The sequence below is a fragment of the Lysinibacillus sp. GW247-5R2A genome (assembly GCF_059424475.1).
In genome coordinates, this window is sequence record NZ_JBWKZL010000009.1 from 188,822 (window position 1) to 203,574 (window position 14,753).

Sequence of the window (14,753 nt, forward strand, 5' to 3'; positions counted from 1 at the left end):
CCTCCTAATGTACAAACCGACGATTGGCTAGCCATTGTATGACGTTAATGGTTAATAATAAAATAAATGAAGTAACAAGCATTACTACTGCAATTGCAGTGGCACCAGCATAATCGTATTGCTCAAGTTTAGTCATAATAATTAAAGGGGTAATTTCGGTTTTCATCGGCATATTTCCAGCGATGAAAACAACCGAGCCATACTCTCCTAGAGCACGGGCAAAGGCTAATGAAAAGCCTGTTAAAATGGCTGGTAGCAACTCTGGTAAAATCACTTTACGAAAGGTTTGTAAACGATTGGCTCCAAGGCTAGCTGATGCCTCCTCGACTTCAGCACTAATATTTTGCAATACTGGCTGTACTGTTCGTACAACGAAAGGGAGACCAATAAAAGTTAAGGCAATTATAATACCAAGGGGCGTAAAGGCAATTTTAAAATCAAAAAATTGGCCAATCCAACCATTGGGGGCATAGAGTGATGTTAAAGCAATCCCCGCTACAGCAGTAGGTAAAGCAAAGGGTAAATCTACTAACCCATCAATTATTCTTTTAAAAGGAAACTGGTAGCGAACCAGAACCCAAGCGATAATTGTACCGAAAAGTACATTTAATAGACCTGCAATGAGGGCTGTGCTGAAGCTCACTTTATAGGAAGCAACAGCACGAGGATCAGTGATAATATCGAAAAACGCAGTCCAGCTTAAGGACATCGTATGGAAAAAGATCATAGAAAGTGGTAATAACACTAGTAAACTAACATATAACATCGTATATCCAAGAGATAGGTAAAAGCCTGGAATAATACGACGTGATTTTTTCGTCAGGGTTAAACTACTCATCAGAACACTCCTTATTGTGGCAAGTAGATTTCATCAAAGGTACCACCGTCTTTAAAGTGAGTTGCTTGTGCTTTTGTCCAGCCACCAAAATCATCGATAGAAACAAGTTCAAGCTGAGGGAATTGGTCTTTATATTTAGCTAGAACAGCTTCATTACGAGGTCGGTAATAGTTTTTGGCAGCAATTTCTTGACCTGTTTCGCTATATAAATGCTGTAAGTATGCCTCGGCCACTTTGCGTGTTCCTTTTTTATCGACGATTTTGTCAACAACCGCCACTGGTGGCTCCGCTAGAATACTTAATGATGGGGTAATAATCTCGAATTCATCCTTCCCTAATTCATGAAGTGATAAGTAAGCTTCATTTTCCCATGCAATTAAGACATCCCCAATTTTTCGTTCCACAAAAGTTGTAGTAGCACCTCGGGCACCAGAATCTAGTACTTCAACGTTGCTGTATAGTGATTTCATAAATTCTTTTATTTTTGTTTCATCGTTGTTATATAACTTTCCAGCATATCCCCAAGCAGCTAAGTAGTTCCACCGTGCACCACCAGATGTTTTAGGGTTAGGGGTAATGACGGATACGTCTTTTTTGATGAGATCATTCCAATCTTGTATATTTTTCGGGTTGCCCTTGCGTACTAAAAAAACAATAGTGGATGTATAGGGAGTAGAGTTATGGTCAAATTCTGTTTGCCAATCTTTATTTAGCAGTTCACGAGTTTGGGCAATTTCATCAATATCATAGGCGAGAGCCAGCGTGACAACGTCTGCTTCGAGGCCATCAATCACTGCTCTACCTTGTTTTCCTGAGCCTCCATGAGATTGTTTAATCGTGACATCCTGTCCTGTTTCATCCTTCCATTTTTTTATAAAATTTTGATTGAACTCATCGTAAAGCTCGCGTGTTGGGTCATAGGATACATTTAATAGCTCTACGGATTCTTGGCCACCTGTATCTTCATTTGAGTTAGCACTACTACATCCTGTTACAGATAAAGTTAATACAGCAAGCAGTGCCAAAGATTGAAAGACATTGTTCCTTTTCTTCATTCCATTTCGCTCCCTTTCTGGCTAAAGAATGCAAAAAGCCATCCCCATAACGATAATTCGTCATTGGTAGATGGCCTTCAGATCCTCTGATCAGCATTTTAGTATTTGTAGATAATACATTAAACATATATTTCCTATTAGTCAACAAGGAATTATGGAATATTGAAAATAAAGGTGATTTACCTAGCTATCATTTATCTTATGCAACTAAGAGTGTCAAAAATGGGTTTATTGCATAAGATATTTCAAAAACCTAGTTGACTGCTTGGTGTACTTTAGTATATATTTGGTAATAAGAAAAAACGATTATAGAACGAGGTAGCAATTACTAGTGAAAAATCGTTGAATAATGAGCTGGCTAGTCAAACTAGAGGCGTTTTAACAAAGACATGTTTTTGGGTGTCTGTTGTTAGAACGCCTTTTTTCGCTATGAGGGGGATTCAATGTTAACACATGCTAATTGGCAAGAACCAAACATTAATTTTCAGGTTGATGAAACGTATAAGGGAGCATTAGAGGTTTTACAGTGGAGCTACCAAGAGTATGGGAATGAAATTGTCTATGCCTGTAGCTTTGGGATAGAGGGCATAGTTTTAATTGATCTCATTTCAAAGGTAAAGCCAGATGCAACGATTGTCTTTTTAGATACAGATGTCCATTTTAAAGAGACCTATGAAACGATCCAGCGAGTAAGGGAAAAATATCCACCATTAAACATTGTGATGAAAAAGCCTGCACTTACACTTGAACAACAAGCGGCCCAATATGGTGATGAACTATGGAAGTCAGATCCAAATCAATGCTGTGCTATACGCAAGATTAAGCCTTTACATGAAGCCCTTTCAGGTACAAAGGCTTGGATATCTGGCTTACGTCGTGAACAATCGCCATCACGTCAACAAACAAATTTTCTTAATCGTGATGATAAATTTAAGTCGATTAAAGTTTGCCCACTTATCCATTGGACATGGAAGGACGTTTGGCGATATGTCTCAAAACATAATTTGCCATACAATCCTTTGCACGATCAAGGCTATCCAAGTATCGGCTGTGAGCATTGTACGAAGCCGGCGTTTACGATGGATGATTTACGTTCTGGTAGATGGCAAGGCTCTGGAAAAACGGAATGTGGGTTACATGAATAAAGGAGTAATGCCATGCTAGAATATTTCGCCATAGCTATTAGTTTATTTTTTGCAATGAATATAGGTGCAAGTGGAGCAGCGGCTTCAATGGGAGTTGCCTATGGGGCCGGTGCTATTAAAAAGGCTTGGCAAGCATTATTATTATGTGCCATAGGCGTTTATAGTGGAGCGGTTTTAGGCGGAGGAGAAGTAGTCAAAACGATTAGCTCAGGCATTATGCCTCAGGAATATATTACGGTGAAAATTGTCATCATTATTTTAATTTCTGCAACGAGCAGTTTATTTTTTGCCAACCTTCTAGGCATCCCCTTATCTACGAGTGAGGTAACCGTCGGTGCAGTCGTTGGTGTGGGAATGGCTTATAAAGTGCTATTCGTTCAATCTTTACTTGTCATCATGTCCTTTTGGGTTATTGTCCCACTTATAGCTTTCGTTATAGCCCTTATATGTGGAAAGCTGTTATATAAAGTACAGCATAGAGGGCTACTAAAAGATCATCCAATTTTAACTGTCCTACTCGTATTAGCAGGATTTTTTGAAGCCTTTTCGGCAGGTATGAATAATGTTGCGAATGCAGTTGGACCGCTAGTAGGTGCTGGCATGATGGATGTTACTATCGGCATTATGCTTGGGGGTGCATTTGTTGCTATAGGAGCCATCCTACTTGGAAAACGAGTTCTTGAAACAAACGGAAAAAAAATTATGCGGTTTCAAAAGGCAGAGGGTATTTTAATTTCAAGTACGGGTGCGCTCCTTGTTGGTATAAGCTCCATTTTTGGACTTCCAGTGCCCCTAACGCAAGTAACATCTTCCTCTATTATTGGAATGGGCATGGCGAAGAACGGAAAACAAATTTTCCATAAGCATATTGTGAAAAAGATTATTCGTATTTGGGTTGTATCCCCAATTTTTTCATTAGCCATTTCTTATTTTTTAGTGCAGTTGTTTTTAGAAAAAGATCTTTATGCGATTATTTTGAATGGCAGCATTATTGTTGGAACGCTTGGAGTTATTAGTTTAATGCGTACAATGCGAGAAGAAGAGCAATCCATATATGATGCAGGAGAGGGTATTTAATTTCACTAGTGTTACAACATCATTGATGCTGATCTTTCATACATTTCAACTATTAAACTTAGTATTTAACTAGAATTAGGAGGAGATTATATGAGTTTACAACCACATGGAGGGTTTCTTGTGCAAGCTTTTCATCCCGAAAAGGAAATCACATCTATTCATAAGGAGATTGAGCTGGATGCCGTTTCTTTGAGTGATTTAGAGTTAATTGCTATAGGTGGCTACAGCCCTATCGAAGGCTTTTTAACACAAGTAGATTATGAATCAGTAGTGGAAAAAAGTCGATTAGCAACAGGTATAGTATGGAGTATTCCAATTACCCTCCCTGTGACGAAAGAGAAGGCAGCAACATTACAACCTGGCGAAGAGGTAAAATTAGTCTACCAAGGTGAAACTTATGGCGTTATTCAGGTAGCTGATATTTTTGAGCCGAATAAGCGAACAGAGGCATTACTTGTATATGGTACTGAGGATCTCGCACATCCTGGTGTTCATAAGCTACATGAACGTCCTGCCATATATGTCGGAGGGAAAATTACCCTAATCAAACGTCTGGCACAAAAGTTTTCTACGTATTCATTTGATCCGGTGGAAACCCGTCAACTATTTGCTTCAAAGGGTTGGCAAACCATTGTTGGCTTTCAAACGCGTAACCCGGTGCATCGAGCGCATGAATATATCCAAAAGGCAGCACTTGAAACAATTGATGGTTTATTTTTAAACCCACTTGTTGGTGAAACAAAGTCGGATGATGTGTCTGCGGCTATCCGCATGGAGAGCTATGAGATTCTATTAAAAAATTACTATCCTGAAAATCGTGTGCAATTAGGAGTGTTTCCGGCTGCTATGCGTTACGCAGGACCAAGAGAGGCCATTTTCCATGCACTTGTAAGGAAAAATTATGGCTGTACACATTTTATCGTCGGTCGAGATCATGCAGGTGTAGGGGATTACTATGGCACGTACGATGCACAAAAAATCTTTGAACAGTTTACGGAAGATGAATTAGGGATTGTTCCATTAAAGTTCGAGCATAGTTTTTATTGTCAGCAATGTGAAGGAATGGCTACAACAAAAACTTGTCCACACGATAGCTCTGCCCATATTATTTTATCAGGAACAAAAGTACGAGAGATGCTACGTAATGGGGAAGTACCACCAAGTACATTTAGCCGTAAAGAAGTAGTAGATGTATTAATAAAAGGCATGCAAAAGGAGGTAGTCAAATGAGTTCGAATATTGTTTGGCATGAAGCCTCCGTTACAAAAGAGGAGCGTCGATCCCAAAATAAACATCAAAGCTTTATTTTATGGTTTACGGGCTTGTCTGCTTCAGGAAAATCATCTATAGCCAATGCATTTGCCCGCCAATTATATAAAAGGGGCAACCAAGCCTTTGTGTTGGATGGCGATAATGTCCGTCATGGCCTAAACAAGGATTTAGGTTTTGAGGAGGCAGGACGAAAAGAAAATATTCGTCGTATAGGGGAAGTTGCGAAGCTTTTTATAGAAAGTGGTCAAATTGTATTAACGGCATTTATTTCTCCTTATCGAGAAGATCGCCAGGTGGTCCGTGCGCTTGTTGAAGATGGTGAATTTATCGAGGTCTTTGTAAAGTGTTCAGTAGAAACCTGTGAAAAACGGGATCCCAAGGGTCTGTATAAAAAAGCGAGAAAAGCAGAAATTGCTAATTTCACTGGTGTTAGCGCCCCTTATGAGGAACCAGAAAACCCTGAAATTATTTTAGATACTGAACATCATACGATAGAAGAATGTGTGCAACAGTTGACTAGTATTTTAACTTCCAAAGGGTATATATAATAAACCAATAAAAAAATCTGCTCGATCAGAACGATTGAGCAGATTTTTTATATGTCTTATTGTGTGTCTTGTTCTTTTTTCATTCTGTCAATTTCAGGACCTAATTCATCACGTACTGTCCCTTTCCAAGGCTTGACACCTGCAATATAAGAGGAGCGGGTCATAATATGGCCTCCAACAGGGCCAGTAATGAAGAGGAATAATATTCCTAGTAATATACGTGGATTAAAATGATCTTCGATTAGCCAAAAGTGAAAGAATACACCAATTAGTACACACATGACACCAAGTGTAGCACTTTTTGAGGCAGCATGTGCTCGTGTATATAAATCAGGTAGGCGGATAAGCCCAATAGCTGTGACGACAATAAAAAGTACTCCAACAGAAATGAAAAAGATAACTAAACTATTAGCGAGAATTGTCACGTTTAATGATATCTCCTTTCTCTATGAATTTAGAGAAAGCAACTGTACCGATAAATGATAAAATCGCTAGCAATAAAATAATCTCAAGGAAGAAGCTTGTTTCCACTAAAATCGAAAATAGTCCAATTAAGGAAATAAGAGTGACACCCAGTGAGTCTAAAGCGACTACACGGTCAGATGCAGAAGGTCCTTTGATCATTCGATAAATGACCGCAATCATCGATAAGCAAATCACTACAATGACCGTTATAATAAATGTTGTCATGATTTACTCACCTCCAAAATCGCTTTCTCAAATGAATCTCGAATGGAAGCAACAGCCTCATCCACATCACTAATATCAATAGCATGTACATATAGTGTTTTAGCATCATCCGATACATGTACGACTACAGTTCCTGGCGTTAAAGTGATAAGACTGGATAATAATGTGATTTCCCAGTCTTCCGTTAAAACAGTAGGATAAGCAAAAAAGGCAGGCTGCATGTCCAATTTAGGCTTTAATACTACCTTCAGGACTTGCACATTCGCTAATACTAATTCTTTAAAGAACAGCAAAGTTAATTTTAAAAGGGCCCATAGGCGATAGACATAAAGACGAGATTTAAAAAATCTTCGCATTATTACGAGTAAAATGATGCCCATTAAGAACCCAATAATAAAGCCGGTTGCTGTGTAATTAGAGGATAGGAACATCCATACAAAGGCAAGTACAAAGTTTAAAATCATTTGAAATGCCACAGCGTTAATCCCCCTTCATCACAGCATCTATATAGATAGATGGATCATTTAAAAGTTTTGCTGCATCGTCCATAAATGGCGTCATCCATTCGGAACCAACACCATATGCGACAGAAATAAGTACTAAAAGGGCTGAGGGCATAAACAGCATTTTGTAGATAGATTTGTCAACGATGCCCTTCGTTTCTTTTTCCTCGCCCCAAAAGGCATAGATGAAGATACGAATTACGGATAGTAAAACGAGCAGTGAGGACGCTAATATGAAAATACTACTCCACATATTACCCGCTTCAAAGCCACCTTGTACAATCAATAGTTTGCCAACAAATCCGCTAAGTGGTGGAATTCCGGCTAAGCCAAATGATGCAATTAAATAACACCAACCAAGTGCCGGGTATTTTTTCATCAGACCACCCATCTTACGCAAATCAGATGTACCTGTAATATAGATGATTATACCGATTAACATAAAGAGTGCTGCCTTTATGAGCATATCGTGTACTAAATAAAACATTGCTCCCTTTAAGGAAGCTTCATTCATTTGTGAGACACCAAATAAAATAACCCCTACGGCAATGACAATATTGTAGATAATAATAAGCTTGACATCAAAGTAAGCGAGTGCCCCGATGCATCCAGCCACAATTGTCGCAATGGCAAGTACCATCAATAGATCATGAGTATAGGATAAATCGTGTACAAAGAATAATGTATAGGTACGTGTAATCGCATAGACACCTACCTTTGTGAGCAGTGCACCGAATAATGTTAGTACAGGTATAGGCGCCGCTGCATACGAAGTAGGAAGCCAAAAATACAATGGGAAAATGGCTGCTTTTAATCCAAATACCATTAAAAAGAGTACAGCTATAACGGTAATGATACCTGGTTGATTGATTTCAGCTATTTTAACGGCAATATCAGCCATATTCAATGTTCCTACAACCGAGTATAAAAAGGCTACTGTAATGACAAATAGGGCAGACGAAATAACATTAATTAAAATATATTTAATCGATCCTTTCAGTTGCCCTTTCTCGCCACCGAGGACGATCAATAAATAAGAAGCCATTAATAATACTTCGAAGAAAACGAATAAGTTGAAAATATCACCTGTAGTAAAAGCCCCATTAACCCCAGTTAAAATAAACATGATGCCAGGGTAATAAAAGAATCGTTCACGTTCCTTCGTAATTGAACCAAAGCCATACCAAACAACAAAAAAGGCAATTAACAATGTCGTTGTCACGAGCAATGCGGATACCATATCAGAAACCATTGTAATGCCGTAAGGAACTGGCCAATCTCCAAAAGTGACCTTTTGGATACCATCATGTTTCACTTTCATTAGAAGTGAAATGGCAGTGATCAACGAAATCCCGATTCCAAGTAATGAAAATGTTCGTTGATACATTAAATTTTTTTGCCCAAACATTAAAATTATACCGAAGAAAAACGGAATGATGATAGGCAGCAGTAGGAAGTTATTCATCCTCATCACTTCCTCTCATTAAGCTAATATCATCAGTTTGCAGCTCCTGATAGGAACGATATGCCAGCACTAGGAAAAACGCTGTGACGCCAAAGCTAATGACAATAGCAGTTAAGATAAGTGCCTGAGGTAATGGATCTGCAAAAGTTTTGGCCCCTTCGTTTAACACGGGTGGAGCCTCACCACCAAGACCACCCATCGTTAGTATAAGTAGATGAGCACCGTGACTTAAAAGTCCTGTACCAATAATAATTCGTAATAAACTTTTTGATAAAATTAAATAGACAGCTGCCATAAAAAGGAAGCCGATGACAAAGGCCATAATTATTTCCATTATTCATCCTCTCCAATCGTTTGAATAATGGTCATCGTAACACCGACAACAACCAGATAGACACCGCTATCAAAAAGCATAGCCGTGTGTAAAGACTGTTTGCCTAGAAGCGGTAAATCGAAATAATCAAAGAAATGAGTAAAAAAAGGTTCACCCACAAACATAGGGAATGCCGCAGTAGCAAGGGCTAATAATAAACCAATAGCCGTTAAATACGTATAATTAATAGGTAGAATATGGCGTACAGTACGGATGTCAAACGCTAACACTAATAGCACGATGGCACTGGAGGTTAAAAGCCCTCCAACAAAGCCACCACCCGGCGTGTAATGACCTGCTAAAAAAATATGAATGGAGAAGAAGAAAATAATGAAGAATACAATTTTTGCCGTAAATTGTATTATCACATCATTTGTTTTCATGTGTTTTCTCCTTTCTATTCATACGCAATTTAATCATTGCAAAGATAGCCATTCCAGCAATCGCGAGTACTGTAATTTCAAACAATGTATCAAAGCCACGATAGTCTACTAAAATTACGTTGACAATATTTCCTCCGCCCGCCAAAGAGTAAACGGTTTCCTCATAGTACTTAGAAATAGTAGGAATGAGTTTTTGCGAATGAGCAGATAGTGCGACAAGTGTTACCATGACACCTACTGCAATGGATATAACAGCTCGATTTAATTGAAACCTCATACGCTCTTCTCGTTTACCAAGCTTTGGCAAATGGTAGAATGCCAATAAAAAGAGGGCAACAGATATAGTCTCAATAACAAGCTGTGTTAAGGCTAAATCTGGTGCATTAAAAATAACAAAGAATAATGCAACCGTATATCCAACAGAGCCAAGACCTATAATGGCCGTTAACCGCGATTTAGCTAGTATGGTGATAGCTGTTCCAATTAATAAAACCACGACTAAAATAATTTCATAGGGTCTTATCGGAGCGGTCCCTTGGAATGAAAGACTAAAGGCATTTTTCACAAAAAGCGAACCAATGACGATAACAGCAATACCACTAAACATATAGAGTAAATAATGACGCATTGAACCCGTCATATAGAGTCGAGAGAGGCGATTTAAGCCAACATCTAACCCCTGCATAATTTTGTCATAAGCATTATTCAAAGTGAAAGCCTTTGGGAATCGCTGATACATTCCTTGCCATTTCGGTAGTGATACAAATAGCAGTACTCCAATAATGATAATTCCTATCGTCATCAGAAGTTCTGGGTTGACCCCATGCCAAGCTGCTACATGTATGTCAATATCCTGTGGTGTTTCGTATAAAAATGGCTGAATCGCTAGAACAGCCGGTTTGACAAATGTATCGCCAATAAAATTCGGGATAAAGAAAATGAACACAACTAATCCCGCTAAAAGCATTGGAGAAACTAGCATTCCAATAGGTGCCTCATGTGGTTTATGAGGTAATTGCTCTGGTTTGTAGTTGCCATTAAATGTTCGGAAAACAAAATAAAAGCTATAAATAAATGTGAAAATACTAGCAATCCAAGCGATGATTGGGAAGAGCGCTCCCCATGTATCAAAGCCAAAGAGCTCAAACTTTTGAAGGGAGAGCATGGCTGTTAAAAACATTTCTTTACTTAAGAAGCCATTAAACGGTGGAAGACCAGCCATCGATAAGCTTCCTATCGCCGCAACTGTGAAACTGATAGGCATAATACTCATTAACCCACCAAGTTTTCGAATATCACGCGTTCCTGCTTCATGATCGATAATCCCAGCAATCATGAATAGGCTACCTTTAAATGTTGCGTGATTAATGAGATGGAAGATAGCAGCAAATGCCGCGAATTTAATAGTATCTACTGATTCATTCGCATGAAATGCCACTGCGCTTGCCCCAAGTAGTGACATAATAAGTCCAAGTTGACTAACTGTCGAGAAGGCCAGAATTCCTTTTAAGTCCGTTTGCTTGACTGCAAAGAAGGAACCCCATAATAAAGTTAAAATCCCTATACCTGTTACAAGCCATACCCAGAGCTCAGAGGCCGCAAATATTGGGGTAAAGCGTGCTACTAAATAAATACCTGCTTTGACCATCGTGGCAGAATGTAGGTATGCACTGACTGGTGTAGGTGCTTCCATTGCATCTGGTAGCCAAATGTAGAATGGAAATTGTGCAGATTTTGTAAATGCTCCTAGAAGTAATAACACAAGCGACCATGTAAATAAAGGTTGATCAACTAGATTCGGTGCCATCATAATTAGCTCCCGAATGGAATAAGTTCCACCCATTAAGTAGAGAAGCACAAATCCACCTAGCATCATTAAGCCGCCGCCGACTGTTATCATCATTGATTTCAGTGCGCCAAGGCGTGATGCATCACGGTTATACCAATAACCAATGAGCAGGAATGAGGAAATGGACGTTAATTCCCAAAAGAAATACAGTGTAATTAAATGATCTGACTGTACTACTCCAAGCATGGCAGACATAAATAACAGTAAGTAAACATAAAAATTATGTAATTTTTCTTTATGTTTATCTAAATAAAAAATGGAGTAGAGCACAACTAAAGATCCGATTCCAGTTATTAATAGCGAGAATAATAAGCTAAGGCCATCCAAATAGGAGACGAAGGAAATATCAAGCGATGGAATCCAAGGAAGTTTAGCGGTAAATACTCCACCTTTAGCTACTTGTGCAATATAGGATGCATAAATAACTACGAGCGTAGCTGGAACAGCGAGAACAAACCAGCCAGTATGAATATTTTTTATGCTTTTATATAAAAATGGTACGAAGATTGCAGCAAGCATTGGAATGAAAATATAAAGTACTTGTAACAAAAAAACCCTCCTTTATGCAGGTAAGTAAATCAATTATAACGTACTTTAATTGGGAATGCATACGTACTATTGGGATTTAGCTTGCGGTAGTGGAAGAATTTTCGTTATATTATAAATAGGAAGTTATCAAGAAAAATAGAGGAAAAAATTTTTTATGAAGAATCCATATATCTACGGTTATTTACCATTAATTACAATTTTATTGTTTAGTTTGACATTTGGTATGTACGCAGTTGGAGAATCTTTACAGATTTTTCGAGCGATCGGTGTATATTCAGGAATGCGAGAGTTTTTATCTGATGTTGAATTACGTGTATTCTTGCTCATAGTGTTTGCTGTTGTATTTTTTATGCTATTTTCAGCACTCAAACTAGTAGGAGAAACCATTCATGAGTTAGGAATGCTCTTTTTTTCAAAGGACAACGATGGTGCAACTGTTAGCCAAGCGCGAGGCGGCTATATCATTTTGTTTATTGGTGCTATGTGTTCAGCATTTGCGATCCAATTTATTTATGTGTTAATAGGCATTTTTGTCCTCACTGTTTTTACATATTTCATTTATCTTATTTACAAAATGAGTCATTTTATGTCAATGGGCGGCACAATCGGTCTATTAATCTTTGAACTTTTTATGTGGACGATTCTATTAACATTCATCGTGTATGTTGTATTAAAACTATATAATGGAATTTTAGCAAGTCTACCATTTGCCCAATAAATGCATACTGTAGCAAAAACTATCGAGAGGCTCTATCTCGATGGTTTTTCTTATGTTCAAGTGACTATTTGTGAATGACCACATGTTGTTCGAGCATAGGCAACTTCTTATTTTGCCTGGCACGTCCATGCTTTACATTAATGGGTATGTTGATTGGAATGAAGGGCCGTGACTTCTGCGGGGAATGGGGAAAGTCGAGATTCTGGACTGTGCAGATGTTTTCTGTGCGAAAGCGTAGGAAGCAGCCAGCCCGACCCCACCATAGTGGAAATCAAAGGCTTTCTTTTATTCGAATGTAAAAGAAAAAAGAAAAAAAGATTGTAGGCAAACTCTCCAATTCTTGAGTTTGTCTACAGTCTGAAGGGAGCAGAAAATCTCTTTCTGCTCCCTTTTGTGATTATTACATTCCAACCACTTATTTTACTCAAGTAATACATTAAATAATTGATGATGAATTTTGTATTCTTCTAATTTTTGCATGGATTGAGGCTTATCATATCCAATCCATACGGCAGCTGTATAGGTATCATTAAGCCCGGCAAGCCAATAGTCTCGATAGTCATTCGTTGTCCCTGTTTTGGCACCAACATAGCTGCTATTACTGTAGACTCCCTGTCCCGTACCGTTCATCACAACATCGGCAAGTAGCTCACGCATGTATTTTACTGTTTTAGGAGACCAAACTTGATCACGCTGTGTATCCCAACTATAGAGCTCTGTTCCATCTAAAGCTGTAACTTTACGAATACTATGCGCTAGAACATAAGATCCATCAATAAAGCTTGTATAGGCATCTGCTAGTTCTAATGCCGTTACACCGTAAGTAAGCCCGCCCAAGGAAGCGGCATAATTATGGTCCTTTTCTACAATGGAACGGAAATGGAAGCGATCTAAATATTGAAATGCTGTATCAACGCCAACTGTTTGGAAGAGTCGCAGTGCCGATGTATTATAGCTATGTCGAAACGCAGTGCGTAGCGACACATCTCCATACTTGTAACCCCCATAGTTTTGAGGGCAGAAGGAACCGACACAATAACTACCACCATTTACAATCGAATCAGGTGTATGTGCGGTTGTTTCAAAGAAAGGAGCATAAACGGCCAGTGGCTTAAAGGCGGAGCCTGGCTGACGTGTTCCTTGAAATGCGCGATGATAATCAAACTTCTCATAGTTTTTTCCTGCATATAAGCTAACGATTTCTCTGGATTGGTTGTGAATAACAGCACCTGCTGCTTGCAATGAACCGGCACCCAAGGTAGCGGTCATTCGTTGCTCATCATGCTGCTGTTTTTGTGGATCCAATGCAGTGTTAATTATGAGTCCATTTTGAAATAATGTATCAAGTCGATTGTCTAATTGTGACTTAATATTTTTCTTTTCTTCCTCATTGTCTGTATTGTTAAGTCGATCCGCATAGCCTTCTTTTTCTGCAACTAACCATTTTAATTCTTGAAGAACGTAAGTGCCATACATAGGATAGCTTTGTATTTTATCCTTAATATGCAATGTAATAGGCTCTGCCTTATAAGTCGTTGCATCTTCCTTAGTAATGCTACCTTTCACGGCAAGTGTATCTAATAAGCGTTCTTGACGTGCTTTAGTTTGATCAAAGTTTTTTAAAGGGTTATAAAGTGACGGGTTGTTAGGAATTGCTGCAATAAAAGCAATTTCAGCTATTGATAATTGCTGGAGTGGCTTTTGAAAATAATAAGTGGCTGCTCCACCAATTCCGTAAACTTGATTGCTAAAATAGGACTCGTTAAGATACATCGTTAAAATTGTTTCTTTATCGAACTCTTTTTCTAATTCATAAGCATAGAAAAGTTCGGTTAATTTTCGTTCATATGTTTTTTCATCAGATAAATAACGCATTCGAACAAGCTGCTGTGTAATCGTACTGCCACCCTGTGAGCTAGTACTCGTATTTGAATTGGCGACAACTGCACGCATAATAGCACTTAAATCAAAGCCGATGTGTTCGTAAAAGTCGGCATCCTCACTTGCAATGAATATTTCCTGGGCAATTTGTGGAATTTCTTGTAATGTTAGTGGCTGCCGCCATTCGACATATTCCTCACTAAATGTTTGCCCATTTTGGTCCTTAAGTGTTACAGGGAGCTGAGGCTGTACTTCAGGTAAATGAATAGCCTGTGTAATTTGTTCCTCATGTGCTTGTGCGGTATTGATTTCTGTTCGTATGTTTGTGCTAATCCACCATAGAACAGGTAAGGAAAGAAGTATAATAAAAAAACCAAAAGCCTTTTTCATGTGTGCCTCCACTCTTT

15 protein-coding genes are annotated in these 14,753 nt (G+C 38.6%); 5 read left to right on the forward strand and 10 right to left on the reverse strand.

Annotated elements, in window-relative coordinates; translation table 11 throughout:
* Nucleotides 1-4 precede the first annotated feature (4 nt).
* On the reverse strand, nt 5-838 hold the full coding sequence (gene cysT, locus AC07YC_RS15280) for a sulfate ABC transporter permease subunit CysT (protein WP_336636949.1): 834 nt from the start codon (nt 836-838) through the stop codon (nt 5-7).
* An 11-nt stretch (nt 839-849) separates the two neighbouring features.
* Nucleotides 850-1,893, reverse strand: a complete 1,044-nt coding sequence (locus AC07YC_RS15285; RefSeq protein WP_494919821.1) for a sulfate ABC transporter substrate-binding protein — start codon at nt 1,891-1,893, stop codon at nt 850-852.
* Between the two features lie 443 nt (nt 1,894-2,336).
* On the opposite strand from AC07YC_RS15285, the gene AC07YC_RS15290 reads away from it, so the two are divergent.
* The 4 genes from AC07YC_RS15290 (at nt 2,337) to cysC (ending at nt 5,935) form a co-directional block, all read left to right on the forward strand.
* Complete coding sequence (locus AC07YC_RS15290; RefSeq protein ID WP_494919822.1) at nt 2,337-3,038, forward strand: phosphoadenylyl-sulfate reductase; 702 nt, start codon at nt 2,337-2,339, stop codon at nt 3,036-3,038.
* 12 nt (nt 3,039-3,050) lie between these two features.
* On the forward strand, nt 3,051-4,115 hold the full coding sequence (gene cysP, locus AC07YC_RS15295) for a sulfate permease (RefSeq protein ID WP_336636952.1): 1,065 nt from the start codon (nt 3,051-3,053) through the stop codon (nt 4,113-4,115).
* Nucleotides 4,116-4,205: 90 nt separating this feature from the next.
* Nucleotides 4,206-5,345, forward strand: coding sequence for a sulfate adenylyltransferase (gene sat, locus AC07YC_RS15300; RefSeq protein WP_494919823.1), 1,140 nt, complete (start codon nt 4,206-4,208; stop codon nt 5,343-5,345).
* Entirely contained in the window at nt 5,342-5,935 is a 594-nt protein-coding gene (cysC, locus tag AC07YC_RS15305; RefSeq protein WP_494919824.1) for an adenylyl-sulfate kinase, read from the forward strand. Before sat ends, cysC begins: the two co-directional genes overlap by 4 nt.
* Nucleotides 5,936-5,991: 56 nt before the next feature.
* Here the strand turns inward: cysC and mnhG are convergent, their stop codons facing one another.
* Genes mnhG through AC07YC_RS15340 form a run of 7 tightly spaced genes read right to left on the reverse strand, consistent with a single transcriptional unit; the run spans nt 5,992 to nt 11,747 of the window.
* Entirely contained in the window at nt 5,992-6,360 is a 369-nt protein-coding gene (gene mnhG / locus AC07YC_RS15310) for a monovalent cation/H(+) antiporter subunit G (RefSeq protein WP_258270525.1), read from the reverse strand.
* Nucleotides 6,344-6,625, reverse strand: a complete 282-nt coding sequence (locus tag AC07YC_RS15315) for a Na(+)/H(+) antiporter subunit F1 (protein WP_336636956.1) — start codon at nt 6,623-6,625, stop codon at nt 6,344-6,346. Before AC07YC_RS15315 ends, mnhG begins: the two co-directional genes overlap by 17 nt.
* Nucleotides 6,622-7,101 carry a Na+/H+ antiporter subunit E gene (locus AC07YC_RS15320; RefSeq protein ID WP_336636957.1) on the reverse strand — a complete coding sequence of 160 codons (480 nt, stop codon included), beginning with the start codon at nt 7,099-7,101 and terminating at the stop codon, nt 6,622-6,624. The genes AC07YC_RS15315 and AC07YC_RS15320 overlap by 4 nt, the downstream gene beginning before the upstream one ends.
* 4 nt (nt 7,102-7,105) lie before the next feature.
* A complete protein-coding gene (locus tag AC07YC_RS15325) occupies nt 7,106-8,593 on the reverse strand; it encodes a Na+/H+ antiporter subunit D (protein ID WP_494919825.1) in 1,488 nt (495 codons plus the stop codon).
* Complete coding sequence (locus AC07YC_RS15330; protein ID WP_008178124.1) at nt 8,586-8,927, reverse strand: Na(+)/H(+) antiporter subunit C; 342 nt, start codon at nt 8,925-8,927, stop codon at nt 8,586-8,588. The genes AC07YC_RS15325 and AC07YC_RS15330 overlap by 8 nt, the downstream gene beginning before the upstream one ends.
* The gene (locus AC07YC_RS15335) at nt 8,927-9,349 is read right to left on the reverse strand and encodes a Na(+)/H(+) antiporter subunit B (RefSeq protein ID WP_008178127.1); all 423 of its coding nucleotides are present in this window, start codon (nt 9,347-9,349) and stop codon (nt 8,927-8,929) included. Before AC07YC_RS15335 ends, AC07YC_RS15330 begins: the two co-directional genes overlap by 1 nt.
* On the reverse strand, nt 9,336-11,747 hold the full coding sequence (locus AC07YC_RS15340; RefSeq protein ID WP_494919826.1) for a Na+/H+ antiporter subunit A: 2,412 nt from the start codon (nt 11,745-11,747) through the stop codon (nt 9,336-9,338). The genes AC07YC_RS15335 and AC07YC_RS15340 overlap by 14 nt, the downstream gene beginning before the upstream one ends.
* Before the next feature lie 154 nt (nt 11,748-11,901).
* Here AC07YC_RS15340 and AC07YC_RS15345 point away from each other — a divergent pair, with 154 nt between their 5' ends.
* Nucleotides 11,902-12,465 carry a DUF5366 family protein gene (locus AC07YC_RS15345; RefSeq protein WP_008178131.1) on the forward strand — a complete coding sequence of 188 codons (564 nt, stop codon included), beginning with the start codon at nt 11,902-11,904 and terminating at the stop codon, nt 12,463-12,465.
* A gap of 420 nt (nt 12,466-12,885) precedes the next feature.
* Here the strand turns inward: AC07YC_RS15345 and AC07YC_RS15350 are convergent, their stop codons facing one another.
* Complete coding sequence (locus tag AC07YC_RS15350; RefSeq protein ID WP_494919827.1) at nt 12,886-14,736, reverse strand: transglycosylase domain-containing protein; 1,851 nt, start codon at nt 14,734-14,736, stop codon at nt 12,886-12,888.
* Between the last annotated feature and the right edge of the window lie 17 nt (nt 14,737-14,753).

Excerpts from the sequence above, each read along its gene's own strand:
- AC07YC_RS15290 (WP_494919822.1), top strand. The coding sequence starts at position 2,337 with ATGTTAACACATGCTAATTGGCAAGAACCAAACATTAATTTTCAGGTT.
- AC07YC_RS15325 (WP_494919825.1), bottom strand. The coding sequence starts at position 8,593 with ATGAATAACTTCCTACTGCTGCCTATCATCATTCCGTTTTTCTTCGGT.
- AC07YC_RS15285 (WP_494919821.1), bottom strand. The coding sequence starts at position 1,893 with ATGAAGAAAAGGAACAATGTCTTTCAATCTTTGGCACTGCTTGCTGTA.
- AC07YC_RS15345 (WP_008178131.1), top strand. The coding sequence starts at position 11,902 with ATGAAGAATCCATATATCTACGGTTATTTACCATTAATTACAATTTTA.
- AC07YC_RS15335 (WP_008178127.1), bottom strand. The coding sequence starts at position 9,349 with ATGAAAACAAATGATGTGATAATACAATTTACGGCAAAAATTGTATTC.
- AC07YC_RS15350 (WP_494919827.1), bottom strand. The coding sequence starts at position 14,736 with ATGAAAAAGGCTTTTGGTTTTTTTATTATACTTCTTTCCTTACCTGTT.
- AC07YC_RS15330 (WP_008178124.1), bottom strand. The coding sequence starts at position 8,927 with ATGGAAATAATTATGGCCTTTGTCATCGGCTTCCTTTTTATGGCAGCT.
- cysT (WP_336636949.1), bottom strand. The coding sequence starts at position 838 with ATGAGTAGTTTAACCCTGACGAAAAAATCACGTCGTATTATTCCAGGC.
- sat (WP_494919823.1), top strand. The coding sequence starts at position 4,206 with ATGAGTTTACAACCACATGGAGGGTTTCTTGTGCAAGCTTTTCATCCC.
- cysC (WP_494919824.1), top strand. The coding sequence starts at position 5,342 with ATGAGTTCGAATATTGTTTGGCATGAAGCCTCCGTTACAAAAGAGGAG.
- cysP (WP_336636952.1), top strand. The coding sequence starts at position 3,051 with ATGCTAGAATATTTCGCCATAGCTATTAGTTTATTTTTTGCAATGAAT.
- AC07YC_RS15315 (WP_336636956.1), bottom strand. The coding sequence starts at position 6,625 with ATGACAACATTTATTATAACGGTCATTGTAGTGATTTGCTTATCGATG.